The organism is Streptosporangium vulgare (assembly GCF_042428775.1).
Lineage (GTDB): Bacteria > Actinomycetota > Actinomycetes > Streptosporangiales > Streptosporangiaceae > Streptosporangium > Streptosporangium vulgare.
Genome location: NZ_JBHMBS010000034.1, coordinates 37,225 through 62,825, shown reverse-complemented (window position 1 = coordinate 62,825; position 25,601 = coordinate 37,225). Strand labels below are relative to the sequence as shown.

General features: G+C 73.1%; 23 protein-coding genes. 20 read left to right on the top strand and 3 right to left on the bottom strand.

Annotation, left to right across the window (positions count from 1 at the left end):
* Window positions 1-59 precede the first annotated feature (59 nt).
* Complete coding sequence (locus tag ACFFRH_RS39075; RefSeq protein ID WP_344747882.1) at window positions 60-1,658, top strand: alpha/beta hydrolase; 1,599 nt, start codon at window positions 60-62, stop codon at window positions 1,656-1,658.
* Window positions 1,659-1,865: 207 nt separating this feature from the next.
* Here the strand turns inward: ACFFRH_RS39075 and ACFFRH_RS39070 are convergent, their stop codons facing one another.
* Window positions 1,866-3,719, bottom strand: coding sequence for a serine/threonine-protein kinase (locus tag ACFFRH_RS39070; RefSeq protein ID WP_386162577.1), 1,854 nt, complete (start codon window positions 3,717-3,719; stop codon window positions 1,866-1,868).
* A gap of 165 nt (window positions 3,720-3,884) precedes the next feature.
* Here ACFFRH_RS39070 and ACFFRH_RS39065 point away from each other — a divergent pair, with 165 nt between their 5' ends.
* From ACFFRH_RS39065 to ACFFRH_RS38995, 15 genes are all read left to right on the top strand, one after another.
* The gene (locus tag ACFFRH_RS39065) at window positions 3,885-4,403 is read left to right on the top strand and encodes a hypothetical protein (protein WP_386162574.1); all 519 of its coding nucleotides are present in this window, start codon (window positions 3,885-3,887) and stop codon (window positions 4,401-4,403) included.
* Window positions 4,400-5,446 carry a peptidoglycan-binding protein gene (locus tag ACFFRH_RS39060; protein WP_386162571.1) on the top strand — a complete coding sequence of 349 codons (1,047 nt, stop codon included), beginning with the start codon at window positions 4,400-4,402 and terminating at the stop codon, window positions 5,444-5,446. The genes ACFFRH_RS39065 and ACFFRH_RS39060 overlap by 4 nt, the downstream gene beginning before the upstream one ends.
* The gene (locus ACFFRH_RS39055) at window positions 5,443-6,402 is read left to right on the top strand and encodes an ABC transporter ATP-binding protein (RefSeq protein ID WP_386162568.1); all 960 of its coding nucleotides are present in this window, start codon (window positions 5,443-5,445) and stop codon (window positions 6,400-6,402) included. Before ACFFRH_RS39060 ends, ACFFRH_RS39055 begins: the two co-directional genes overlap by 4 nt.
* Window positions 6,399-7,604 carry an ABC transporter permease gene (locus tag ACFFRH_RS39050; RefSeq protein ID WP_386162565.1) on the top strand — a complete coding sequence of 402 codons (1,206 nt, stop codon included), beginning with the start codon at window positions 6,399-6,401 and terminating at the stop codon, window positions 7,602-7,604. The genes ACFFRH_RS39055 and ACFFRH_RS39050 overlap by 4 nt, the downstream gene beginning before the upstream one ends.
* 99 nt (window positions 7,605-7,703) lie before the next feature.
* A complete protein-coding gene (locus ACFFRH_RS39045; protein WP_344747890.1) occupies window positions 7,704-8,357 on the top strand; it encodes a response regulator transcription factor in 654 nt (217 codons plus the stop codon).
* The gene (locus ACFFRH_RS39040) at window positions 8,354-9,493 is read left to right on the top strand and encodes a sensor histidine kinase (RefSeq protein ID WP_344747891.1); all 1,140 of its coding nucleotides are present in this window, start codon (window positions 8,354-8,356) and stop codon (window positions 9,491-9,493) included. Before ACFFRH_RS39045 ends, ACFFRH_RS39040 begins: the two co-directional genes overlap by 4 nt.
* Window positions 9,494-9,793: 300 nt before the next feature.
* On the top strand, window positions 9,794-10,225 hold the full coding sequence (locus ACFFRH_RS39035; RefSeq protein ID WP_344747892.1) for a hypothetical protein: 432 nt from the start codon (window positions 9,794-9,796) through the stop codon (window positions 10,223-10,225).
* 31 nt (window positions 10,226-10,256) lie between these two features.
* Window positions 10,257-11,417: a glutathionylspermidine synthase family protein gene (locus tag ACFFRH_RS39030; protein ID WP_344747893.1), complete on the top strand. Its 1,161-nt coding sequence runs from the start codon at window positions 10,257-10,259 to the stop codon at window positions 11,415-11,417.
* A gap of 22 nt (window positions 11,418-11,439) precedes the next feature.
* Complete coding sequence (locus tag ACFFRH_RS39025; RefSeq protein ID WP_344747894.1) at window positions 11,440-11,928, top strand: DUF350 domain-containing protein; 489 nt, start codon at window positions 11,440-11,442, stop codon at window positions 11,926-11,928.
* A 435-nt stretch (window positions 11,929-12,363) separates the two neighbouring features.
* Window positions 12,364-13,473, top strand: coding sequence for a PucR family transcriptional regulator (locus ACFFRH_RS39020; RefSeq protein ID WP_329094158.1), 1,110 nt, complete (start codon window positions 12,364-12,366; stop codon window positions 13,471-13,473).
* 117 nt (window positions 13,474-13,590) lie between these two features.
* Window positions 13,591-14,502: an ACP S-malonyltransferase gene (locus ACFFRH_RS39015; protein WP_344747895.1), complete on the top strand. Its 912-nt coding sequence runs from the start codon at window positions 13,591-13,593 to the stop codon at window positions 14,500-14,502.
* A gap of 7 nt (window positions 14,503-14,509) precedes the next feature.
* Entirely contained in the window at window positions 14,510-15,466 is a 957-nt protein-coding gene (locus tag ACFFRH_RS39010; protein WP_344747896.1) for a beta-ketoacyl-ACP synthase III, read from the top strand.
* Window positions 15,467-15,542: 76 nt separating this feature from the next.
* Window positions 15,543-15,782 (top strand): acyl carrier protein, encoded by a 240-nt coding sequence (locus ACFFRH_RS39005; RefSeq protein ID WP_344747897.1) that lies wholly within the window; start codon window positions 15,543-15,545, stop codon window positions 15,780-15,782.
* Window positions 15,783-15,839: 57 nt separating this feature from the next.
* Entirely contained in the window at window positions 15,840-17,072 is a 1,233-nt protein-coding gene (gene fabF / locus ACFFRH_RS39000; RefSeq protein WP_344747898.1) for a beta-ketoacyl-ACP synthase II, read from the top strand.
* A 361-nt stretch (window positions 17,073-17,433) separates the two neighbouring features.
* Window positions 17,434-18,855: an acyl-CoA carboxylase subunit beta gene (locus ACFFRH_RS38995; protein ID WP_344747899.1), complete on the top strand. Its 1,422-nt coding sequence runs from the start codon at window positions 17,434-17,436 to the stop codon at window positions 18,853-18,855.
* 360 nt (window positions 18,856-19,215) lie between these two features.
* Here the strand turns inward: ACFFRH_RS38995 and ACFFRH_RS38990 are convergent, their stop codons facing one another.
* On the bottom strand, window positions 19,216-19,710 hold the full coding sequence (locus ACFFRH_RS38990; RefSeq protein ID WP_344747901.1) for a DUF3145 domain-containing protein: 495 nt from the start codon (window positions 19,708-19,710) through the stop codon (window positions 19,216-19,218).
* A gap of 206 nt (window positions 19,711-19,916) precedes the next feature.
* Between ACFFRH_RS38990 and ACFFRH_RS38985 the strand changes: the two genes are divergently transcribed.
* From ACFFRH_RS38985 to ACFFRH_RS38970, 4 genes are all read left to right on the top strand, one after another.
* Window positions 19,917-20,984 carry a S8 family peptidase gene (locus tag ACFFRH_RS38985; protein ID WP_344747902.1) on the top strand — a complete coding sequence of 356 codons (1,068 nt, stop codon included), beginning with the start codon at window positions 19,917-19,919 and terminating at the stop codon, window positions 20,982-20,984.
* A gap of 61 nt (window positions 20,985-21,045) precedes the next feature.
* Entirely contained in the window at window positions 21,046-21,618 is a 573-nt protein-coding gene (locus ACFFRH_RS38980) for an RNA polymerase sigma factor (RefSeq protein WP_344747903.1), read from the top strand.
* On the top strand, window positions 21,615-22,079 hold the full coding sequence (locus ACFFRH_RS38975) for a hypothetical protein (protein ID WP_344747904.1): 465 nt from the start codon (window positions 21,615-21,617) through the stop codon (window positions 22,077-22,079). Before ACFFRH_RS38980 ends, ACFFRH_RS38975 begins: the two co-directional genes overlap by 4 nt.
* Window positions 22,080-24,557 carry a CHAT domain-containing protein gene (locus ACFFRH_RS38970; protein ID WP_386162555.1) on the top strand — a complete coding sequence of 826 codons (2,478 nt, stop codon included), beginning with the start codon at window positions 22,080-22,082 and terminating at the stop codon, window positions 24,555-24,557.
* Between the two features lie 169 nt (window positions 24,558-24,726).
* On the opposite strand, the gene ACFFRH_RS38965 is transcribed toward ACFFRH_RS38970, so the two are convergent.
* Window positions 24,727-25,563: a sulfurtransferase gene (locus tag ACFFRH_RS38965; protein ID WP_344747906.1), complete on the bottom strand. Its 837-nt coding sequence runs from the start codon at window positions 25,561-25,563 to the stop codon at window positions 24,727-24,729.
* Between the last annotated feature and the right edge of the window lie 38 nt (window positions 25,564-25,601).

Here is a 25,601-nt window from a genome sequence, read left to right as displayed (position 1 = left end):
GCCCGCCCGGTTAGTGTTAATCGCTCCCCCCTCGAACGATTCCAGGGGAGAGCTGTTTCATGGCAAGAATCCTTAGAGCGGCCGCGGCGGTCACGGCCCTGTCAACCGTGCTCTCCGCCTGCGGTGGTGGCACCGGCGGGGACGGTGCCGACGGGGGCGGTGCCGGTGGCGGTTCCATCGAGGGCGGTGTCGTCTCGGGCACCTCGGGACCGGTCGCCACCCCGACGACGGCGACGGCGACCCCGGCTGAGACGATCACCTGGGGCCCGTGCACCAACATCAAGCGGCCCGGCGGCGAGACCCCCGCGAAGCAGAACCCCGCGCAGCAGTGCGGGAAGATCAAGGTCCCGCTCGACTACGCCAGGCCCGACGGCGAGTCCATCGACATCGCCGTCATCCGCGTCAAGGCCACGAACCCCGTTAAGCGGATCGGCTCGCTGGTCTTCAACTTCGGCGGTCCCGGCGCCTCGGGCGTCGACACCATGGCCCAGGCCGCCAAGGCCTTCACCACCCTGAACAGCCACTACGACCTGGTCAGCTTCGACCCGCGCGGGGTCGGCCGCAGCTCCGGTGTCAGGTGCGGGGACAGCGCGGTGATCGAGCGGTTCACCGCGATGGACACCCTGCCCGCCAACGAGACAGAGCGCGCCAGAAGCCGGGAGACCACCAAGGAGTTCGTGACGGCCTGCCAGCAGACCTCGGGACGGCTGCTGCCCTACATCGGCACCGTGAACGCCGCCGCGGACATGGACCGCCTCCGCGCGGCCCTGGGCGAGAAGCAGCTGGACTACTTCGGCATCTCGTACGGGACGCAGCTCGGCGCGGTCTACGCGACCAGGTTCCCGAAGAACGTGGGCCGGTTCGTGCTGGACGCCCCGCTGGACCCGAGCATCACCCTGGCGACGCGCACGATGGTCCAGACGAAGGGGTTCCAGCACGCCTACGACGCCTTCCTGAAGGACTGCGTGAAGCAGCCCCGCGAGTGCGAGATCGGCAGCGACGCGACGATCGCCGACAAGAACGTCAACAAGCTCATGGACGAGCTGAACGACAAGCCGCTCAAGGTCGGCAAGCGCCTGTTGACGCAGGGGCTGGCGGGCACCGGCATCGCCGCCGCGCTGTACTCGCGGATGACCTGGCCGCTGCTGGACCAGGCTCTGAGCCAGGCGATGAAGGGCGACGGGCGGATCCTGCTGGCGCTGTCCGACAGCTACAGCGGCCGCCAGCCCGACGGGAGCTACACGACGCTCATGAGCAGCTTCCCGGCGATCAGCTGCGCGGACACCACGGAGCGGCCCACCCCCGCGCAGCTGACCGCGCTGGAGGACGAGACGCTGAAGGTCTCCCCGCTGTTCGGCGGCGCGGGGATGGGCCTGATCTGCTCGATGTGGCCGACCCCCGGCAACGACGAGGCCAGGCGGGTCAACGCCACGGGCTCGGCTCCGATCCTGGTGGTCGGCGGCACCGGCGACCCCGCCACGCCGTACGAGTGGGCCCCGAAACTGACGGCGGAGCTCAGGACGGGCGTGCTGGTGACCTACAAGGGCGAGGGGCACGGCGCCTACCTGTCCGGCAACGCGTGCATCAAGAAGATCATCGACGCCTACCTGATCGACGGGAAGGTCCCGGATCGGGGGATCGTCTGCACCGGCTCGTGACGCGCCCTCTCCCGGGACGCGCCCTCTCCCCGTGGTGCGCCCTCTCCCGGGACGCTTCCCGTGACGCGGTCCCTCCCGTCACGCGACCTCTCCCGGGACGTGATCTCTTCTGGGACACGACCTCTCCTGAGACGCCCGGCGGGCCCTCGCCGGGCGGGTCTCAGCGGGCTTCCGGCCGGGACGACCCGGTCTCGAAGCGGGCGGACCTCAGCAGGTCTCCAGGCGGGGCAGCTCGGTCTCGAAGCGGAAGCCGACCCTGCCCAGGTGCTTGTCGAGCAGATCCTTCATGGTCCCGTCCGCGTACATCGAGGTGATCACTTCGTTGATCTTCCGGCAGGCCACGGGGTCTCCGGACCTGAGCGCCACGCCGTACCTCTCGGTGGTGAGCCTGAGCCCGGCGATCTCCAGCTTGACGTCGCGCAGCCGGGCGCCGAAGCCGGCGATCAGCAGGTCGTCGCCGACCATGGCGTCGGCGCGGCCGTCAGCCACCCGGGACGCGCACTCCGCGGGGTCCGGCGCCCGTACGTCCAGGAAGTCGACGCCCTTCTCTTGGATCATCGTGCCCGTGGTCTGGCCGGGCGACAGGCAGATCCTCCTGCCGCGCAGGTCCTTCAGCGTGTCGATCCTCTCGCTGGCGCGGGCGAGCACGTCGCGGTGGGCCACGTAGTACGGCCCGGCGAAGGCGACGCGGCCGGGGTCGGCGCCGTCGATCGAGAAGTTGGCGATCACGAGGTCGGCCCTGCCCTTCTCCACGGCCCTCTCGCGCCCGCCGAGCCCGACGGGCACGAACCTGAGCCCGCGCTCGGGCACCCCCAGGGCCGTGGCGAGGTGGGCGGCCACGTCGGCCTCGAACCCCCGCGGCGGGTCCTCGCCCAGCGAGATCCCGGGCAGGCCCTTCCTGAACCCCACGCGGAGCCTGCCGGTGTCCCTGACCCGGTCGAGCAGGGGCGAGCCGGTGGAGACCTTCGGTGTCGGGGGCGTGCTCGGCGAGGACGTGGAGGGGGCCGTCGACGGCTGGGCGACCGGCGGGCGGGTGGGCTCGGCCCGCCCGCCCCGCGCGAGGCCGAGCTCGACGGCCACCAGGGCGCCCGCCACCCCGAGGATCGCGATCCCGGCGGCGATCGCGGCGACGGTCGCGGACCGGCGTCGCGTCGGCCGGGCCGGCCTCTCCGGCCGCGTCAGGTCCCCGGTGGCGGCCTGCGCGCCCTCGGCCAGCTCCTCCTGCGAGGCCTCCGGGGTGTCCTCCTCGTCCACGGGGTGGCCGAGCAGGCGTTTCAGCAGCACGTCCGAGGTGGGCCTGAGCCTCTGGTCCTTGTTCAGGCAGGCGGCGACGATGTCGCGCAGCCCGTCGGGCAGGCCGCTCAGGTCGGCCTCGTGGTTGATGACCCGGTTGAGCGTCGCCACGATCGTGTCGCTCCCGAAGGGGGCGCTGCCGGTGGCGGTGAAGACGATGGTCGAACCCCAGGCGAACACGTCGGCGGGGAAGCCCACCTGCTCTCCGGCGATCTGCTCGGGCGCCATGTAGGCGGGGGTGCCGACCGCGCGGGTGGTGATCGTCCCGCTCTCGTCGATGATCTTCGCGATGCCGAAGTCGACGACGCGGGGACCGTCGGTGGCGAGCATGACGTTGTCGGGCTTGAAGTCGCGGTGCGCGATGCCCGCGTGGTGGATCGCGGTCAGGGCGGTGGCGGTGCCGACGGCGAGGCGGTCGAGCGCCTCCCCGGCCAGCGGCCCGTCGCGCTCGACGATCTCGCGCAGCGAGGGACCCTCGATCAGCTCGCTCGCGATGTAGGGCGTCTCGCCGTCGAGCTCGGCGGCGAGCACCCGGGCGGTGCAGAAGGCGGCCACCCTGCGGGCCGCCGCCAGCTCGCGGGCGAAGCGGGAGCGCGCGTGGTTCTCCTCGGTGAAGCGCACGTGCAGCAGCTTCACGGCGGCGCGCTCGCCGTCCTCGGACTCGCCGAGGTAGACGACCCCCTGCCCGCCCTCCCCCAGTCTGCCCCTGAGCTCGTACTTCCCCAGTCGCGGCGGGTCCCCCGGCCGCAACGGTCTTGTCTCCGGCACCGCGGACCCCTCGTTCCCTGTGCTTTGCCAGAACATTACACACCAGGACGGCGGCGATCGCCCTCCCCCGCCGGACGGCGGACGTAAAGACGAGTTAAGCGAATTCGCTTAGGGAGTGTTTAACAGGGTCTTCGCTATACCTGTTCCCACACGAAGGGAATGGCGATGAACAAATACGTGACAGTGGCGGCGGTCATCTCTTTCGCGGCGCTGGCCGGGTGCGGGCAGACGGAGGGCGCGAAGGTCGCCTCCGCCGGGGAAGCGGCCACCTCGGCCGCCCCCTCCGCGTCGTCCTCCGCGTCGTCGCAGGCCGACGGGCTGAAATTCGCCCAGTGCATGCGGGAGAACGGGGTCGACATGCCCGATCCGGAACCGGGCTCCGGCAACGTGATGCTGCGCGGCAAGACCGACGACGGGACCCTGAAAAAGGCGTCGGAAGCCTGCCGCAAATACAATCCGATCGGTTCCGGAAAGAAAATGCTGAGCGACCCGAAAACCCAGGACGCCCTCCTGAGGTTCGCCCGGTGCATGCGGGAGAACGGGGTCGACATGAAGGACCCCGACTTCTCGGGGGGCGCGGTCCGCATAGGGGGCGAGGGGATGGACCCGGAGTCGCCGCAGACGAAGAAGGCCATGGACGCCTGCCAGAAGCACCTGCCCGGTGGTCTCGGGAAGCGGCCGTGAGGCGGGGCGGGGTCCTCGCCGGGGCGGCCGCGGCGGTCCTCCTCGGTGCGGGGGGCGTGGCGGCGGTCACGCTGACCGGCCAGGACGACGTCCCGGCCGCGGCCTCGGCGGCCCCGGCCGCGGTGGCCGAGATCACCCGATCGGACCTGGTGGACACCAAGGCGGTGGACGGCGTGCTCGGCTACGCGGGCCGCAGGGAGCTGCCCAACCACGCCCCCGGAACGGTGACCCGGGTGAGGAAGGAGGGCGCCGTCGTGCGCCGGGGCGGCTGGCTCTACCGGGTGGACGGCAGACCGGTGATCCTCATGTACGGCGACATACCGATATATCGCACCATGTCCTCCGGGACCGGCGGCAAGGACGTCGAGCAGCTGGAGCGCAACCTCAAAGCCCTCGGCCACGACCCCGGAACCGTCGACGGCGACTTCTCCTGGCGGACCGAGCGTGCCGTACGGGAGTGGCAGGAGGAGGCGGGCCTGGCCGAGACGGGCACGGTCGGCGCGGCGCAGGTCGCGGTCACCTCGGGCCCGGCCAGGATCGCCGAGGTGGTCGCGGAGGCCGGGGCCCCGGCCGGGCGGTCCGTGGTGACCACGACGAGCACCCGCAGGGTCGTCCACGTCGACCTCGACTCCGGCGACCAGCGGCTCGCCAGGATCGGCGCCCGGGTGACGGTTGACCTGCCGGGCGGCGGCGAGGGCAAGGGCCGGATCACCTCGGTCGGCACGGTCGCCGAACCCGTGCGGCAGAACGGGCAGCCGACCGGCGAGTCCACGATCGACCTCGACGTCACGCTGGACGACCCCGGCGATCTCGGCCGCCTCGACCAGGCCCCCGTGACGGTGAACCTCCGCAGCGAGCGGCACGCGGACGTGCTGTCGGTGCCGGTCGAGGCCCTGCTCGCCCTGCGCGAGGGCGGGTACGGCCTGCGCCTGGCGGGCGGCCGGATCGTCCCGGTCGAGACCGGCCTGTTCGCCGCGGGCCGCGTCGAGGTCTCGGGGAACGGTCTCGCCGAGGGCATGAAGGTCGAGGTCCCCCAGTCATGAGCCGGAACCTCGACAGACCATCTCACTCCACCGCACAGCACTCCACCGCACAGCACTCCACCGCGCAGGACCCCGCCGTACGGGCCGGGCGACGGCCGGTGATCGAGCTGTCGGGGGCGGAGAAGAGCTATCCGGGCGGGGTACGCGCCCTGCGGGGGGTGGACCTGCGGGTGGACGCGGGCGAGCTCGTCGCCATCGTCGGCCCCTCGGGGTCGGGAAAGTCGACCATGCTCCACCTGATCGGCACTCTCGACCGTCCCTCGGCCGGAACCGTCCGCATCGCCGGGCACGACGCGGGAACACTCCCCGACAGGGAGCTGTCCGCGCTGCGCGCCCGGCACATCGGCTTCGTCTTCCAGCGGTTCCACCTGGCCGCCGGGGTCAGCGCGCTCGACAACGTCGCCGACGGGATGCTGTACGGCGGCACCCCGCGCCGGGAGCGGCGGGAACGGGCCGCCGACGCGCTCGGGCGCGTCGGTCTCGGGCACCGGCTGGCCCACCGGCCGCACGAGCTGTCCGGCGGCGAGTGCCAGCGGGTCGCGGTGGCCAGGGCGGTGGCCGGAGGGCCGTCGCTGCTGCTGGCCGACGAGCCGACGGGGAACCTCGACAGCTCCTCGGGCCAGGACGTGCTGGCGATCCTGCGCGAGCTCAACGCCTCCGGCACCACCGTGGCGATCATCACCCACGACGAGGAGGTGGCCGCCGCCGCCCCGCGCCGCGTCAGGCTGCGCGACGGCGTGATCGTCGCCGACGAGCGGCCTCTCGGCGCGACCCGCGTGGGAAGCGTGGGAAGCACAGGGAACGCGGGGAACGCGGGGAGTCCGGCGAGCTCGGGGATCAGGGGCAGCACCGGGAGCACGGGCGACGCCGGGAGCACGGGCGACGCCGGGAGCACGGGCGACGCCGGGAGCACGGGCGACGCCGGGAGCACGGGCGACGCCGGGAGCAGGGCATGAGCGCCGGGACCGGGCGTGACCTGGTGCCGGGGCGGCTCGGCTGGGCGGACCTGCTGCGGGTGGGGGCGTCAGGGCTGCGGACCCGGACGGGACGGGTGGTGCTGTCGGCGCTCGGCATCGCGCTCGGCATCGCCACCATGGTCTCGGTCGTCGGGATCTCCTCCTCCAGCAAGGCCAGGCTCCTCGACGAGCTCGACCGGCTCGGTACGAACCTGCTCACCGTCACCCCCGGCCAGACCCTCTTCGGCGACAAGGCCGCGCTGCCCGAGAGCTCGGTCGCCATGGCCGCCGGGATCGGCCCCGTGACGAGCGCGAGCGCCACGGGCGACACCGGCGAGAGCGTGCGGCGGACCGCCGCGATCCCCCGGGAGCGCACCGGCGGGATCGCCGTCCGGGCGGCCTCGCTGGACCTGCCGGCCACGCTCCAGACCCGGGTCGAGCGAGGTGCCTGGCTCAACCGCGCGACGGGAGAGCAGCGGGCGGTGGTACTCGGAGCGGTGGCCGCTTCGCGGCTGGGCCTGCGGGACGTGGGCGACCAGGTCTGGATCGGCAGCCAGTGGTGGACGGTCGTCGGCGTCCTGGCCCCCTCGCCGCTCGCCCCGGAGATCGACCGTTCCGTGCTGACCGGGTTCGAGGCCGCCCGTACCCACCTGGGCTTCGACGGCCACCCGACCACGCTCTACACCCGCTCGGCCGACGAGGCCGTCGGCGACGTACGGGAGGTGCTGCCCAGGACCGTCAACCCGGAGAACCCCGAGGAGGTGGAGGTCAGCCGGCCGTCCGACGCGCTGGTGGCCAGGGCCGCGGCCGACGGGGCCCTCACCGGCCTGCTGCTCGGTCTCGGCGGGGTGGCGCTGCTGGTCGGCGGGGTGGGGGTGGCCAACACCATGGTCATCTCGGTACTGGAACGCCGGGGGGAGATCGGCCTGCGGCGCTCGCTCGGCGCCACCAGGGGCCAGGTGCGCGCGCAGTTCCTGGCCGAGTCGCTGTTGCTGTCCGGCGCGGGCGGCGCGGCGGGGGCGGTGCTGGGGACCCTGGTGACGGTCGGGTACGCGGCCGTGGGCGGCCTGCCCGCCGTGATCCCCCTCTGGGCCCTGGCGGGCGGTGTCGGGGCGACCCTGCTGGTCGGGACCGTCGCGGGGATCTACCCCGCGATGCGCGCGGCCCGCATGTCGCCGACCCTCGCCCTCAGCACCGCCTGAACCGTCTCGGCACCGCCCGAACCGCCTCGGCACCGCCCGAACCGCGCGGGCCGGGGACCTTTATCCGCTGTTTAGCCGCTGGAAAGCAGGATGACGCCCATGCGAGTGCTCATTGCGGAGGACGAGCGGGTGCTCGCCGACATCGTGGCGACCGGCCTGCGCCGGGAGACCATGGCCGTGGACGTCGTCTACGACGGCGACGCGGCGCTGGAGCGGGCGGCGGTCAACGACTACGACGTGATCGTGCTGGACCGGGACCTGCCGGTGCTGCACGGGGACGAGGTCTGCCGCCGCCTCGTGGCCGGCCGGGTCCCCGCCAGGATCATCATGCTGACCGCCGCCGGTGACCTGGGCTCGAAGGTCGAGGGCCTGTCGATCGGCGCCGACGACTACCTCACCAAGCCCTTCGACTTCCCCGAGCTGGTCGCCCGGCTGCGCGCGCTGGCCCGCCGCTCTCCCCAGTCGGTGCCGCCGGTGCTGAGCAGGGCGGGCATCACCCTGGACCCCGGCCGCCGCGAGGTCTTCCGCGACGGCCGGTACGTGGCGCTGAGCCCCAAGGAGTTCGCGGTACTGGAAATCCTGATGCGCGCAGACGGCGGCCTGGTCAGCGCCGAGGACCTCCTGGAGAAGGCATGGGACGAGAACATCAGCTACTTCACCAACTCGGTCAGGGTCACCGTGATGACCCTGCGCAAGAAGCTCGGCAGCCCGCCGGTGGTGGAGACGGTGACGGGGTCGGGATACCGGCTTTGACCTCGCGGCGCGTCTCGGTTCGGCTGCGCCTGACCCTCGTCTACGGCAGCCTGTTCTTCGGGGTGGGGGTCGTGCTCGTCGGGGTCAACTACCTGTTCGTGCGGGATGTGCTCTCGCGGCCCGCGAAGATGACCGTCCAGGGGATCCCGGAGGCGCTCGCCTCCCTGAACCCGTCGCAGCCGTCCGTGGCGGTGTCGATCCCCAAGGACACGCTCTTCCTTCGGGCCATCAGCGACGCGCGGACCCAGTACCGCGAGGACGTGATGGGGTCGATGCTCCAGTGGTCCCTGCTCGCGGTCGCCGTCGTCGGGGTGGCCGGGCTCGCGATCGGCTGGATCGTGGCCCGCCGGGCGATGGCCCCGCTGCAGACGATGACCGAGGCGGCCCGCCGCCTGTCGGAGAGCACCCTGCACGAGCGGATCGCGCTGGGAGGCCCCCGCGACGAGATCCGAGACCTGGCCGACACCTTCGACTCGATGCTGGAACGCCTCAGCCGCGCCTTCGACAGCCAGCGCAGGTTCGTCGCCAACGCCTCCCACGAGCTGCGCACCCCCCTGGCGATCAACCGGGCGCTGCTCCAGGTCTCCATGACCGACCCCGAACTGCCCCGGCAGGTCAGGACGGTCGGCACCGAGCTGCTGAACGCCAACGCCCGCCAGGAGCGGCTGATCGAGGGTCTGCTCCTGCTGGCGCAGAGCGAGCGCGAGCCCGCGGAACGCCTGCCCGTGGACCTCGCCGAGCTCGCGGGGAGCGCGATGACCTCGGTTCCCGAGACGACCGCCGACCTGCGGCCGGCTCCGGCGGAGGGTGACCCGGTGCTCCTGGAGCGGATGATCGGCAACCTGCTGGACAACGCCGTGAAGTACAACGACGAGCGCGCCCTGGTCGTCCTGCGCACCCACAGCGACCGCTGGGGAAGTGTCGTCACCGTGGAGAACACCGGCCGCGTCGTCCCCTCGGGCCGGGTCGAGGACCTCTTCGAGCCGTTCCGCCGTCTCGACCGCGACCGCACCGGCTCGGCCGGGGGTGCCGGCCTCGGCCTGTCGATCGTCCGCGCGATCGCCCAGGCCCACCGCGGCTCCGCCGAGGCCCGCCCCCGCCCCGGCGGGGGGCTGGTGGTCACCGTACGGCTGTGATCCCGGCGGTGCCCGCGCCGAGGCCCCTCACCGGCTCCGGCCCATCACCGGCCCCGGCCCCGGCCGACCGAGCCCTCGGCCGCGCCCCCCGCCGCCCGCCGCCCGTTTCCAGGCCGGACCAGGCCGGACCAGGCCCGCACCCGGCCCGCACCCGGCCCGCCGGGCCCGTGCGGCTCACCGCCGCTCCGCGCGGGCACCTGCGGTTTCTCGCGAAGGCGATTTCCCGCGAAAGATCCGGGCCACGGTTGAACAGACAAAACCACATCGATAGCCTGTGGCGACGCATCTCATTGGAGCTCGATGGCCGCACGACCAAAACACCCACTGGCCTCACCCCAGAATCCTCCGGGCAGAACGCCCGCCAAGTCCTCGGGTTTCAAGGCCTCGAAAGCGGTCACCATCACCGGGATCGGTGTCGTCTCCCTGCTCCTGATCGGCTACTGCTCCGCGCAGGAGGACTACGAGGAGGTGGGCGCCGAGTGCGTCGACCTCAACAGCCGCCAGCCCGACGGCACCTACGCGGTCGTGGACGAGGACTACTGCGACGACGACAGGCACTACTACGGGTCACGGGGCGCCTACGGCTGGTACTACGGCGGCATCAGGTCCGGCACCCACATCCGGAAGGGCACCACCGTGCGGCCCTCGGACGTCCACATCACCAGCCGTAAGGGCACGGTGATCCAGCGGGGCGGGTTCGGCGGGCGCGGCGGGTCGGGCGGCGGAAGCTGATCCGGCCCGATGAGCAGCAGGTGAGCAGGAGATGAGACGCGAGACCTCGCTCCCCCGCGACGACTGGGAGAGCGTCATCGAGGGCCACGGCCTGGCCTACCACCGCTCGGCCCATCCCCCGGGCCTCGACCGCCCGTACTGGGACGAGGCCGTCCAGTACGTCTTCTCCATGGACGAGGTCCTCGACCTGGAGAACCAGGTCGAGGAACTGCACCGGATGTGCCTGCACGCCGTGGAGCACGTCGTCGCCAAGGGCCGCTACGCCGACTTCGCGATCCCCGAGTGGCTCGCCCCGGAGATCGCCGCCTCCTGGGAGCGGAACGACCCGCACCTGTTCGGCCGCTTCGACCTGCGCTACGACGGGACCGGCCCCGCCAAGATGCTGGAGTACAACGCCGACACCCCCACCAGCCTCCTGGAGAGCTCGGTGGTGCAGTGGTTCTGGCTGCGCGACCGCTACCCGGACGACGACCAGTGGAACTCCATCCACGAGCGGCTGATCGCCAGATGGCAGCAGATCTCGACCGGCCTGCCCACCGGGCCCACACACTTCGCCTGGACCAACATGGACGAGTCGGGCGAGGAGGTGATGACCCTCGCCTACCTGCAGGAGACCGCCGACCAGGCGGGGCTCAAGACCGTCGCGGTGGCCATGGAGGACATCGGCTGGGACGACCTCAACCTCCGCTTCGTCGACATGGAGCGCAGGGTGATCCGCTCGCTCTGCAAGCTGTACCCGTGGGAGTGGGCCGTCGCCGACCCGTTCGGCGCGCGGGCGGTGCGCCAGCAGGTCTCGACGACCTGGATCGAGCCGCTGTGGAAGATGCTGCTGTCCAACAAGGCGCTGCTCGCGGTGCTCTGGGAGCTGTACCCGCAGCACCCGAACCTGCTGCCCGCCTACCTCGACGGCCCCCGCGACATGTCCTCGTACATCGTCAAGCCGCTGCTCGGCCGCGAGGGCGCCGGCATGCGGATCGTCACCCCCGGCGAGCACGTCGAGACCCCCGGCGGCTACGGCGCCGAGGGTTACGTCTACCAGGAGTTCCAGGCGCTGCCCGTCTTCGAGGGCTGGCGCCCCGTGCTCGGCGCCTGGGTCGTCCACGACGAGGCGGCGGGTGTCGGCATCCGCGAGACCTCGGGGTTCATCACCGACGACACGTCGTCATTCGTCCCGCACCGCATCGAGCTCTGAGTCCCGGAAAGAGAAACGACACATGAGTCCCACCCCCGCGCCGGCCCTGACGTCCGTACCCAGCGTGCCCGACGTGACGGTCTCGCTCGCCGAGACCCTCGGGCGCGGCGCGCTCGCGATCGTCTCGTACGCCGCGCTCGGCGTGATCCTGCTGATCATCGGCTTCTACGTGATCGACCTGGTCATCCCCGGCAAGCTCAGCAGGCTCATCAAGGAGGAGCGCAACCCCAACGCCACCCTGCTCACCGGCTCGGGACTGGCCGCCGTCGGGCTGATCGTGGCGGCCTCCATCTGGTCCTCGGGCGGCGCCCTGCACGAGGGCCTGCTCGCGACGTTCGTCTTCGGCCTGGTCGGCATCGCCGTGCAGACCGTGGCGATGGTCGCGTTCGACAAGGTGGCCGGCATCTCGGTGCGCGATCTGGTCACGGAGCCGGAGCTCCAGCCGGGCTCCCGGCTGCTGGCGGTCACCCACCTGGCCATCGGGCTGATCACCGCCGTCGCGGTCATCTGAGCCCCCTCACCGCCCCCTCCCCCGCCGCCTCGCCGTGCCTCTCGTCCGTACGTCCGCGCCCCGGCGGACGTACGGAACACGCTGCGCGCGGACACGCGGAACGCGGGCGCGGCGGGACGTACGGGCCCGCTCGTGCGGGACCACAGGAAGACGTACGGGCCCGCTCGTGCGGGACCACTGGAGACGTACGGGCCCGCTCGTGCGGGACGCGCAAAAGACTGTACGGGGCCCGCTCGTGCGGGACGTACAAGATCGGGGAGCACACGCTGTCCGTAACCGCGGCTGGCGCATCTCGCGCGACCTGGCACTCTTAGTGGCGTGAGGGAGCGGAGCGAGCGAGGGTTCAGGCACAGCGGCGTCGTGACCGGCGAGGACGGGAGCGATCTCGACTCCGACCGGATACGGGAGGACACCACCCGCCGGTTGGAGCGGGCCATGGGCACGCTGGGCACGGCCGCCATGTCCCGGATGGACGACCGGCTCATGTGGTTCCGCGCCCTGTCGGCCGAGGACAGGTCCTGGGTCGGGCTGGTGGCCCAGGCCGGGATCGCCGCGTTCGTGGAGTGGTTCCAGCACGCCGGCGAGGGCCGCCCGACGCCCAGCATCGAGTTCTTCGGCACCGCGCCCCGGGAGCTGAAGCGGTCCATCTCGCTGCAGCAGACCGTCGACATCGTGCGGGTCGTGGTCGAGGTGGTCGAGGCGCAGACCGGGGAGCTGGCCGCGCCCGGCGGGGAGGACCAGCTCCAGCAGGCGATGCTCCGCTACACCCGTGACGTCGCGTTCGCCGCCGCGCAGGTGTACGCGCGGGAGGCCGAGGCCCGCGGGGCCTGGGACGCGCGGCTGGAGGCGCTGATCGTGGACGCCCTGGTCAGGGGCGAGGTCGACGACGGCCTGCACTCGTGGGCAGCCGCGCTCGGCTGGACCTCGGCCCCCGTCGTGGTGCTGGCCGGGCAGACCCCGGACGACGACCCGCAGGCGGTCATCGACGCGCTGCGCGACCGGGGCCGCAGGTCGGGCCTGGACATGCTGGCCGGGGTGCAGGGCGACCGGCTGATCGTGATCGTGGGCGGGGCCGACAGCGTCGCCGCGGCGGCCAGGCACGTGGTGCCGCGCTTCGGCGCCGGCCCGATCGTGATCGGGCCCGAGGTGGCCGACCTGCACTCGGCCGCCAGCTCGGCGCGGGCGGCGATGGCCGGGCTGCGGGCCGCCGCGGGATGGCCGGACGCGCCCAGGCCGGTCCACGCCGAGGACCTGCTGGCCGAACGGGCCATCGACGGCGACGGCGACGCCAGGGCACAGTTGATCGAGAACGTCTACCTGCCGCTGATCGGCACGCCGCTCCTCGACACCCTCGCGACCTATCTGGAGCAGGGCACCTCCCTGGAGGCGACGGCCCGGCTGCTGTTCGTCCATCCGAACACGGTGCGCTACCGTCTTCGCAAGATCACGGAGTTGACCGGCTACCAGCCGACCGAGGGGCGGTCCGCCTTCACCCTCCAGGTGGGGCTGATTCTTGGGCGTCTGTCCGAAACACCGGTAACCTGAAGCTCTTTACTTAACCTTTGCGAAACTCTCGCTGTAGCTTCCCTACAAAGAAGTAGGGACAAACTTCGTCTGGATCTCTATCCATGTAGTGAACCCCTACAGGGCAGGCTGGATTTTGTGCTCGTCATCGTCGCTCCGGGCCAGGGTGCCCAGACTCCAGGCTTTCTCAGTCCATGGCTCGAACTCCCGGGCGTGGCCGATCGGCTGACCGCTTGGTCGGAGCTGGCCGGCCTCGATCTGATCGCCTACGGGACCACCGCCGACGCGGACGAGATCCGCGACACCGCCGTCGCGCAGCCACTCCTCGTGGCCGCCGGGCTGGCCGTCGCCGAGGTTCTCGGAGCCTCCCCCGACATCGTCGCCGGGCACAGCGTGGGCGAGTTCACCGCCGCCGCCCTCGCCGGAGTGATCACCCCCGAGCAGGCCGTCGCCCTCGTCCGCGAGCGCGGCCAGGCCATGGCCAAGGCCGCGACGATCACCGAGACCGGCATGTCGGCCGTCCTCGGCGGCGTCGAGGAGGAGGTCCTCGCGGCCATCGCCGACAAGGGGCTCACCCCCGCCAACATCAACGGCGCCGGGCAGATCGTGATCGGCGGCACGCTGGAGCAGCTGGCCGCCTTCAAGGCCGAGCCGCCCGCCCGCGCCCGGGTGATCGCGCTGTCGGTCGCCGGCGCGTTCCACACCGAGCACATGGCCTCCGCGGCGAGCCGCCTGCGCGAGGCCACCGCGGACATCACGCCCGCCGACCCCTCCGTCACGCTGCTGTCCAACAGCGACGGCGCGGCGGTCGCGAGCGGCGCCGAGTTCATGGAGCGCCTGGTCACCCAGGTCGCCAATCCGGTGCGCTGGGACGCCTGCATGGCCACGATGATCGAGCGCGGCGTCACCACGATGATCGAACTTGTCCCCGGCGGCACGCTCACCGGCCTGGCCAAGCGTGCTCTGCGCGGGGTGACGACCGTCGCCCTGAAGACCCCCGACGACCTGGAGGCCGCGAGAGCAGCCCTTGAGTCGCATGAGGAACGGTGATCGCCGCATGAAGATCTCACAGGGCGCGCCCGGCGCGAAGATCCTGGCCTTCGGCCACTACCAGCCCTCCAACGTGGTCACCAACGACGACCTGTCGGCGACCATGGAGACCGACGACGCCTGGATCCAGAGCCGCGTCGGCATCAAGGAGCGCCGGATCGCCCCGGACAGCGAGTCCGAGATCGACCTGGCCGTGCAGGCCGGCGGCAAGGCCCTCGCCGCGAGCGGCCTGGCGGCCTCCGACATCGACCTGGTGATCGTCGCCACCTGCACGCTGGAGACGCAGATCCCCAACGCCGCGGGCCGGGTGGCCACGCGGCTCGGCATCGACGCCCCCGGCGCGTTCGACGTCAACACCGCCTGCTCGGGCTTCTGCTACGCGCTCGCGGTCGCCAACGACGCGATCCGCGCGGGCTCGGCCACCCACGTGCTCGTCGTCGGCACCGAGAAGCTCTCCCAGTGGATCGACTGGACCGACCGGGCCACCGCGGTGATCTTCGCCGACGGCGCGGGCGCCGCGGTCGTCGGCCCCTCCGACACCCCGGGGATCAGCCCGGTGGTCTGGGGCAGCGCCGGTGACAAGTTCGACGCGATCATCATCAAGGACCGTGACTCCTTCCTGCACCAGGAGGGCCAGACCGTGTTCCGCTGGGCGACCACCGCGCTTCACCCCATCGCCAAGGAGATCTGCGAGCGTGCCGGGGTGGACCCGGCCGACCTCGCCGCCTTCGTACCCCACCAGGCCAACCTGCGCATCATCGAGACGATCGCCCGCAAGCTCGGCGCGGACAACGCCGTCGTCGCCAAGGACATCGTCCTGGCGGGCAACACCTCCGCCGCGTCGATCCCGCTGGCCCTGTCCCGGATGATCGAGCGCGGCGAGGTGCGGTCGGGCGGGCTCGCCCTGCTGCTGGGCTTCGGCGCGGGCCTGACCTACGCGGGCCAGGTCGTCGAGATCCCCTGAGGCACCCTCAGAAGCTTCCGCGCGGCCCCACCGCACGGGAAACAAGAAGAAACCGATCGCAAGGAGAACACCCGACATGGCTCTGACCGAGCAGGAGATCCTCGCCGGCATCGGCAAGATCATCAATGAGATCACCGGGATCCCGGCCGCCGAGGTCACCCCGGAGAAGAGCTTCGTCGACGACCTCGACATCGACTCGCTGTCCATGGTCGAGATCGCCGTCGCCGCCCAGGACGAGTTCGGCGTCGAGATCCCGGACGACCAGCTCAAGCACCTCAAGACCGTCAAGGACGTCATCAACTTCATCCAGAGCTGAGACGTCCCGGCTTCTCCCTCCGACCTACATGACCAGCGATTCACAAGGAGCGCAGCAGTGAGTACAGACCAGGTACGTGTCGTCGTCACCGGGCTCGGCGCGACCACGCCCCTCGGTGGAGACGTCGCCTCGACCTGGTCGGCGCTCCTCGCCGGTCAGTCGGGGGTAAGCACCATCACCGCCGACTGGGTCGACTCCGTCCCGGTGAAGTTCGCCGCCTTCTCCGCCGTGGACCCGACCGAGGTCCTGCCCCGGCCGGAGTCACGGCGACTTGACCGGGCCGAGCAGTTCGCACTGGTGGCGGCCCGCGAGGCGTGGGCGCACGCCGCGATCGACAAGGTCGACCCCGAGCGGCTCGGCGTTGTCGTGGGCAGCGGTATCGGGGGCATCACCACGATCCTCGCCGCCTACGACACCTTCAAGGAGAAGGGCTGGCAGCGGCTCTCACCGTTCACCGTCCCCATGCTGATGCCGAACGGCTCGGCGGGCTGGATCGGCATCGAGGTCGGCGCGCGCGCCGGCGTCCACGCCACGGTGAGCGCCTGCGCCACCGGCGCCGAGTCGATCGGGTACGCCATCGAGATGATCCGCTCCGGCCGGGCCGACGTGGTCGTGGCCGGCGGCACCGAGGCGGCCATCCACCCGCTGAACATCGGGTCCTTCGCCGCCATGCGCGCCATGTCCACCCGCAACGACGAGCCGCAGCGCGCCTCCAGGCCGTGGGACAAGGGCCGCGACGGCTTCGTCCTCGGCGAGGGCGCGGGCATCCTGGTGCTGGAGTCCGAGGAGCACGCCCTCGCGCGCGGCGCCACGATCTACGCCGTGGCCGCCGGTGTCGGCTACTCGGCCGACGCCCACCACATCGCGCAGCCCGAGCCCACCGGCGCCGGGGTCATGCTGGCCATGCGCCGCGTCCTGGAGGACGCCGGCATCACGGGCCAGGACATCAAGCACGTGAACGCGCACGCCACCTCCACCCCGGCGGGCGACGTGGTGGAGACGATGGCGATCAAGGAGGTCATCGGCGACCACCCCCTGGTCAGCGGCACCAAGTCGATGACCGGTCACCTGCTCGGCGGCGCCGGCGGCATCGAGTCCGTCTTCACCGTCCTCGCCCTGCACGAGCGTCGCGCCCCTGGAACGATCAACGTGGACGACCTCGACGACGGCGTGGAGGTCGACATCGTGCGCGACGAGCCGCGCGCTCTGCCCGACGGCCAGATCGCCGCCATCAACAACTCCTTCGGGTTCGGCGGACACGACGTCGCCGTCGCCTTCACCACCCTCTGACAGGGAGCTCGTGCCGACCTCCCTCTGACAGGGAGTTCATGTCGACCTCCCTCTGACAGGGAGCTCGTGCCGCCCCCTCCCGCGACGCGAGCCGGGGAGTCTCGGCCCTCACAGGCCGGCCTTCCCGCCTCGCGGGCGACCGCTGTTCCGTTCGTCGTCCCGGTCGCGGCGGGGGGGGGACGGGAAACCGGCCGACGGTCTCACCCGGCCTCCACAGGCTTCACATCCCGCCGGCCCAGCGGCAGGTCCGGCCGCCCGGCTCTCGATGCCGGGAGGCCGCGCCCCTGCCACCATCGTGCGGCGACGCGCCGCGTTTCCCGCCCGGGACTGACATCCGGGGTCTCCATGCTGGAGGTAGCTGATGACCGCGCTCGACAACAGGGTGGTGAGCGAGGAGGCCGGACAGGACCCTCCCGATCCCCGTGACCCCCACGCGCGTCTGTCCGCCCTGCTCGACGAGGGCTCGGTGCGCCTGATCTCGCCGGTCGACCGCAGCGGCGTCCTCGCCGCGACGGGCCGCGTGGAGGGTGTGCCGGTCGTCGCGTTCGCCAGCGACGCCCGTGTCCAGGGCGGCGCGATGGGCGCCGAGGGGTGCGAGCACATCGTGCACGCCTACGACGTCGCGGTCCGCGAGCGGGTTCCCGTCATCGGCGTCTGGCACTCCGGCGGCGCCCGCCTCGCCGAGGGCGTGGAGTCGCTGCACGCGGTCGGCCGCGTCTTCGCCACGATGACCCGCGCCTCCGGCGTGGTGCCGCAGCTGTCCGTGGTCGTCGGTCCCGCCGCCGGAGGTGCCGCGTACGGCCCGGCGCTGACCGACATCGTGATCCTGGCCGACGAGGGGCGCATCTTCGTCACCGGCCCCGACGTGGTCCGCAGCGTCACCGGCGAGCAGATCGACATGGCCGGCCTGGGCGGTCCCGAGCCGCACAGCAGGCGAAGCGGCGTCGTCCACGTGGTCACCAAGACCGAGACGGACGCCTACGCGCAGGCCCGCCGCCTGGCGGTGCTCCTCGGTCACCAGGGCCGGGTGCGCGCCGAGGTCGAGGAGGTCGACTTCTCCGGTCTGCTTCCCGAGAACGTGCGCCGCGCCTACGACGTGAAGCCGCTCGTCACGGGCCTGCTCGACGAGCCGGGCGTGGAGCTGCACGCCAAGTGGGCGCCCAACGTCGTCACCACCCTGGGCCGCCTCGGGGGCCGGACCGTGGGCGTGGTGGCCAACAACCCGATGCGTCTGGGCGGCTGCCTCGACTCCGCCTCGGCGGAGAAGGCCGCGAGGTTCGTCCGGATGTGCGATGCCTTCGGGGTGCCGCTGGTCGTCCTGGTGGACGTCCCCGGCTACCTGCCGGGCGTCGGCCAGGAGCACGACGGCGTGGTCCGCCGCGGCGCCAAGCTCCTGCACGCCTTCGCCGAGGCCTCCGTACCGCGGATCACCCTGGTGACCAGGAAGGCGTACGGCGGCGCCTACATCGCGATGAACTCCCGCTCGCTGGGCGCGACCAGGGTGTTCGGCTGGCCGACGACCCAGATCGCGGTCATGGGCGCGATCGCCGCGGTCCGTGTCCTCAAGCGCCGCGAGCTCGCCGCCGTGCCCGAGGAGGAGCGCGCCGCCCTGGAGACCAGGCTCGCCGAGGAGCACGAGATCCTCGCCGGCGGCCTCGACCGGGCCATCGAGCTCGGCGTGATCGACGAGGTCGTCAAGCCAGAGGAGACCCGGGGCGCCATCGCCAGGGTCCTGGCCCAGGCGACCCCCGCCAGGGGCGCCCACGGCAACATCCCCCTCTGACGGTCGTTCGACGAGCCCTCGCCGGTCCCGCCGGCGGGGGCTCACCCGTTTCCCGCCGCCCTTCCCCCGCGGCGGGAGGCACCGCCGCGCGGTGACGCCGTCCCCCGGAGCGGAACGACCGTGGCCGGACGGCCGGTGGGAGCCGTCCACTCAAGTCCACTCAAGTCCGCCAAAGTACGCCTAGGTTCACCCGAGTCCACGTAAGGGCTCACGAATGGTCACGAGGCCGCGAGGGGCCGCGAGGTTGTCCCCGGTGGCCGCCATGTCTCGCCGGGACGGCCGCCGGGCACGTTCCAAAACCGCGTCCGGGGCGGCCGTCCTCCGCGAGAGAGCGGACCGTACCGGTCAGGACGGGCCCGATCAGACGGCGGCGTGCAGCCAGCGGACCGGAGCGCCCTCGCCCGCGTAGCGGAACGACTCCAGCTCGGCGTCCCACTGCTTGCCCAGCAGGCGGTCGAGCTCCTCCTCCAGCACCACGCGGCCCTGGCGGGCCATCAGCATCGCCGAGCGCAGCCGGTCCTCCGGGATCAGGATGTCGCCGGTGGCCCCGACCACGGCCGTGAAGGCGCCTAGGGAGGGGGTGTAGGCGTGCCGGGTCCCGTCGGCACCCGGCGAGGCGTCCTCGGTGATCTCGAAGCGGATCCGCTGCCAGCCCATCAGCGACGAGGTGATGGCCGCCGCGGTACCGACACGGGCCTCCCACTCGGCCTGCGCGCGCACGTGACCGGGCGCGGCGGGCTGCGGCGTCCAGGTCAGGTCCACGGGCACGCCAAGGACACCTGCGACCGCCCATTCAATATGAGGGCACAGCGCAGGCTGAGCCGAGTGGACGTAAAGCACGCCACGAGCAGACACCGGACCTCCCGTTTCGTACGAGGTGCGCCTTCCCCAACGGCCTCATACCAGGATGATCACAAGTGACTGAAGGAGAGACTACCGTCGGTTGTGACGCCGCACCAGAGGGGGGTCATACCGAGATGTTGCGGCGCGGACAATTGGCCGGGGCATCCTCGGGAATGAGAAGAACCCCACGAACTGGTGATCGCCCCCCGGAGGACCAGATGAATACCGGTATCGAACGGGTCGAACCCATCCCCGGTTCGCCCGCCCTGATCAGGAAAGGCCAGCTGCTAACCGACGCCTCGGGCCTCGCGGCCACCGCCCGCTGGGCCGACGCCGTCACCGAGACCGGAGGAATCTACCGGGTGCGGCTCTCGCCGGGCGTGGACGTCTGCGACCTCGTGGCGTCGGTACGGGCACGGGGCGTCCGGGCCTCCCCCAACCACGTCCTGACGGGCCAGCCGCTCTACTTCGGGGGCCCGGCCTCCCGCCCCTTCCCACGCGCCGCCCTCCCCGCGCCCGAGGCCGCCCCGGCCGGGCCCTCGGCGAGCGCCGTGACGGTGGCGCTGGCCGACACCGGCCTGGCGGAGCACCCCTGGTGGCAGGAGAGGCCGTGGTTCCTGGAACGGGGACGGGAGGCCGCCGAGACACCCGACTCGGACGGCGACGGCGAGCTGGACCACCAGGCGGGGCACGGCACCTTCGTCGCCGGGCTGATCCTGCGATCGGCCCCGCTGGCACACCTGCGGCCGATCCGGGTGCTGGACGGCCACGGGATCGGGGACGAGGCCGGGCTGCTGCACGTCCTGGGACGGCTGCGGGCCGAACCGCCGCGGGTGCTCAACCTGTCCTTCGGCGGGCACACCTTCGACGACCGGCCCTCCCCGCTCGTGGAGGCCGCCCTGGAGGGACTGTCCGGCACGGTCACGGTGGCCTGCGCGGGCAACACCGCCTCCGACCGTCCCTTCTGGCCCGCCGCCTCACCCGGGGTGATCGCCGTCGGGGCCCTGGACGCCGGCGGGGAGGCGCGGGCCCCGTTCTCGGCGTACGGCCCGTGGGTGGACGCGTGCGCCCGGGGCGAGTGGCTGTCCAGCACCTTCCTCGAACACGGGGCGTTCCAGGGCTACGCGCGCTGGAGCGGGACCTCCTTCGCCACCGCCCTGGTGAGCGGGGCGATCGCCGCGGCGTGCGCGGACCGGCCGTCCCGGGAGGCGGTGAAGCATGTCCTCGACCCGTCGGGAAGCAGGCGGATCCCCGATTTGGGAGTCGTCGTGCCCACGCCCGGCTAAAGTCTCACCCAAAGTCTTCACGCGAACACCCAGAGTGTTCTACGCGGTCATGGAGGTGCCGGTGGGCGACCAGCACACGCTTGACGCCATCCTGGTCGACGACCAGGCGGCCTGGGACGAGCTGGTCACCCGTTTCCAGGGGCTGCTGTGGTCGGCCGCGCGTGCCTACGACCTGAGCCCGGCGGACGCCGCCGACGCGGTGCAGGGCACCTGGCTGCGGCTGCTGGAGAGCCTGCACACCATCCGCGACCCCGACAGGATCGGCCCCTGGCTGTTCACCACGGCCAAGCGCGAGGCGTCCCTGCTGAGCAGGCGGCACCGGGGCGAGCGGCTGGTCGCCGACCCGGCGGACGCCGAGCACGCGCACCTCGCCCCGGCCGGCGCCGGGCACGCCCACGCCGATCCCGCGCTCGCCGTGCTGAGCGCCGACGAGGGCCGCCGCCTCTGGCAGGCCGTCGACGAGATGCAGGAGCCGTGCCGCTCGCTGTTCCGGCTGATGGCCACGGCCCCCGACGCGGGCGTCCACCAGCTGGCCGGGCGCCTGGGCATGCCCAGCGGCAGCTACGGCCCCACCCGGGGCCGCTGCCTGAACCGGCTCCGCACCCTGCTCACCGCCCGGGAGGCGACACCGTGACACGACATCCGACGGCGATCGACGACGAGTCCCTGATAGCCGCGCTGCGCCTGGCCTCGGGGAGCGACCCGGTGCCCGCGCGGGTGACGGCCGCCGCCCGCGCGGCCTTCGGCCTGCGGCTGCCCGACGCCACCACGGCCCGCCCCGTGTCCACGCCCGTGCCGCGAGGTGTCCGGTCCGCCGAGGAGCCCCGGCTGCTGAGGTTCACCGCCGGCGGGCTCACGGTGGAGCTGGAGGTCACCTCCCTGGACGGCCTGGTCGACCTGGCGGGCCAGATCTCCCCCTGCCCCGAGGCGGGCACGCTGGTCGAGATCCGCACCCTGCACCTCACCGAGTCGCGCACGCTGTCCCCGACGGGCCAGTTCGCCGTCACCGGCCTGCCGCCGGGCTGGTTCAGCGTGGTGTGCCACCGGCCCGAGGGCGCCCCCGTGGTCACCAGCTGGACCCGGATCCGCCCGTAGGTGACCGCCGACGAGGCGCTCGCCGCCGCCGAGCACGCGGTCGACCTCTCGGGCAGCGACCCGGCCCGTGCCCTCGCCCTCGCCCGCACCGTGCTCACCACGCTCGCCGCGCTGCCCGCCTCCTGCCGGGAGGCGACCGGTGTCGCGGGGTGCGGGCACTGCGAGGCCGAGGCGGTGGCGCACCGGGCGCTGGCGGTGGCGGCGCGCGAGCTGGGCGACCTGCCGTTCGCCGAGGAGCGGCTGCGCCGGGCGGTGCGGATCGCGCTCTCGGCGGGGTTGCCGCACCGGGCGGCCCAGGCGCGGCTGTCGCTGGTCCACGTCCGCACGGAGCTGGGGCACCCGGAGCAGGCACTGGCCGTCGCCGCGGACGCCGAGCCGGGTCTGACCCCGGCCGAGGTGGGCAAGCTCGGCGTGCACCGTGCCGTGGCCCTGGCGCGGCTCGGCCGCTACCGCGAGGCCGTCGACCACTGCGACCGGGCCGTTCCCGTCCTCGGCGGCGACGTCAGGTTCCTCGCCGGGGCGATGCTGAACCGCGGGCTCGCCCGGGTGTTCCTCGGGGAGTTCGGAGCGGCGGAGGCCGACCTGAGCCGGTGCGCGGAGCTGGCGAGGGACGCCGGCCTGGAACACGTTCTCGCGCTCGCCGAGGGCAACCTGCCGTTCCTGGCCGCGCGGCGCGGTGACCTGCCCGCCGCGTTCAGCGCCTACCGGCGCGCGGAGAGCATCCTGGTCGGCTATCCGGAACGGCTCGCGACGGTGCGCTGCGACCTGGCCGAGGCCCTGGTCGGCGCCCATCTGCCCGGCGAGGCGCGGGTGCTGCTGGAGATGGCCGTTCCCGAGCTGGCGGCGGCGGGCGCGGGCACGGCCCTGGCCGAGGCCCTCCTCCTGCTCGCCAGGGTCGAGCTGCGCACCGGTGATCCGCGCCGCGCCCGGGAGAGCGCGGAGCTGGCCGCCCGCGAGCTGGCCGCGCAGGGGCGGACGGTGCTGCTTCCGGTCGCCGACGAGATCATCCTGCGGACCCGGCTCGCGCTGGACCCGCCCTCGCCGGGGCTGCCCGCCGCGATGCTCTCGTGCGCCGACGCCCTCGACGCCGCCGGGCACGGGGACACCTCGGCGGCGCTCAGGCTCACCGCCGCCGAGGTCTCGCTCCGGCTGGGCGACCGGCCGTCCGCCGAGGAGCAGCTCGCCCTCCTGGCCCGCTCGGGCCGCGGGGTGGTCGCCCTCCAGGCGACGGCGCTGCGGCGGTCCCTGGCGGGAGACCGCAAAGGGGCGTTCGCCGCGGTGCTGGCCGGGCTGGCGGAGGTGGGCGCGGGGACGAGGACGTTCGAGGATCCGGTGGTGCGCGCGCACGCCGCCAGGGCCGGTGAGCCGCTGGCCGGGTTCGGGCTGGCCCTGGCCATGCGGACCGGGCGGGGCCGCGCGGTCCTGGCCTGGGCCGAGCGGTGGCGGGCGGTCACCGGGGGCGTGGGCCGGCCGCTCGCGCCCGGCCTGGCCGCGCTGCGGGCGGCGCTCGGGGAGTCGGTCCTGGTGGAGTTCGTCCGCCACGAGGGCGATCTGGCCGCCGTCGTGGTCACCGGGGACCGCGTGACGCTGCGCCGCCTCGGCCCGTTCCCCGCCGTCGCCGAGGCCACCGTCCGTCTCCGTTACGGGCTGCGCAGGACGCACCTGCTCGACGGGAGCGCCCCCGAGCCCGGCGCGGAGGCCGCGGAGCTGGAGCGGCTCCTCTTCGGCTCGCTGCGCGACCGGCTGGGCGACCGGCCGCTGGTGGTCGTGCCGACGGGGACGCTGCACACCCTGCCCTGGCCGCTGCTGCCGATGAACGCCGACCGGCCGGTGACCGTGGCGGCCAGCGCCGCCGCCTGGCTGGCCGGGTGGCGGGTGCCGGCCGTGCGCGACGGCCGGGAGACGGCGGTGCCGGTGGCGGTGGCGGGCCCGGGGCTGCGGTACGCGCGGGCCGAGGCCCGCATGGTCGGCGAGTGCCATCCCGGGACCGAGCGGGTGGCGGCGCGGCGGGCGGAGGTGATGGCGGCGCTGGAGCGGGCCGACGTGGCCCACCTGGCCGCGCACGGGATGTTCTCCCCGCGCAGCCCGCTGCTGTCGAGCATCGACCTCGACGACGGCCCGCTGATGGCGTACGACCTGCTGCGGCTGCGCACCCCGCCCGCGCTGGTGGTGCTGTCGGCGTGCGACGCGGGGATGGCGCACGCTCCCGCGGACGGGGCGCCCCTGGGGCTGGCGGGCACGTTCCTGTCGCTGGGGACGCGGTGCGTGGTGGCGAGCCTGGTGCCGGTGCGCGACGAGGAGACGCTGACGCTGATGACCGCCTTCCACGGGGCGCTGGCCGCGGGCGCCCCGCCCGCGGCGGCGCTGGCCGTCGCGAGCGGGAAGACCGGTGTGGCGGGCTTCGTCTGCTTCGGGTGCGGCGACCGGCCGGTGACGACCGCTCCGGAGGACCCGGCCCCCGGGGCGGTCAGCCGGTGACGACCGGCCAGGAGGAGCAGGTCACCTGGAGCGGCCGATGGATGACGACCACTCCGAAGAGGTCGGCCCTCCGGAGCGGTCAGCCGGTGACGACCGGCGAGGATGAGCCGGTCGTCCGGAGCGGCCGGCGGGTGACGACCGCTCCGAAAGGGGCGGCTCCCCGGGGCGGTCAGCCGGTGGCGACCGGCCGGGAGGGGTCGGTCACCCAGTCGGACCACGACCCGACGTAGAGCGCGGCCGGGATGCCGGCCACCTCCAGGGCCAGTACCTCGTGCGCGGCCGTCACGCCGGATCCGCAGTAGGCGCCGACCTCCACGCCGGGGACGACGCCCAGGGTGTTGAAGCGTTCGCGCAGGAAGTCGGGCAGGTGGAAGCGGCCGGAGGGGTCGACGTTCTCGCCGGTGGGGGCGCTGACCGCGCCCGGGATGTGCCCGGCGACCGGGTCGATCGGCTCGACCTCGCCCCGGTAGCGCTCGGCGGCGCGGGCGTCGAGCAGCACCCCGTCGGAGGCGAGCCCTCCGGCCCGCGCGGCGTCGAGCACCGGCATCCCGCCCGGCCGCGCCTCGAAGTCGCCGGGCTCGGGGCGGCCCTCCTCGGCGGAGACCGGCAGGCCCTCGGAGACCCAGGCGCGCAGGCCGCCGTCGAGGACCCGCACGTCGGGGTGGCCGAAGTAGCGCAGGAGCCACCAGGCGCGGGCGGCGGCCGCGGTGGAGTCGGCCCCGTCGTAGACGACGACGGTCCGGGAGCCGGACACGCCGAGCCGGCGCATCGCCTCCTGGAACGCCCCGGCGGAGGGCAGCGGATGGCGGCCCCCCTCGCCTCCCTGCCCGGGGTGGGCCGCGAGGTCGGTCTCCAGGTCACAGAAGACCGCGCCGGGGATGTGCCCCTCGCGGTAGGAGTCGATCCCGGCCGGGCCGGTGGGCAGGACGGCGAGCTTCCAGCGCACGTCGAGGACGCTCACCCCGGTCAGGCCCGCCAGTTCGGCGGGGGTGATCAGCGGGCTCATCGAATACCTCCAGCGTGAAGATCCCGGCTTGGGCTGTG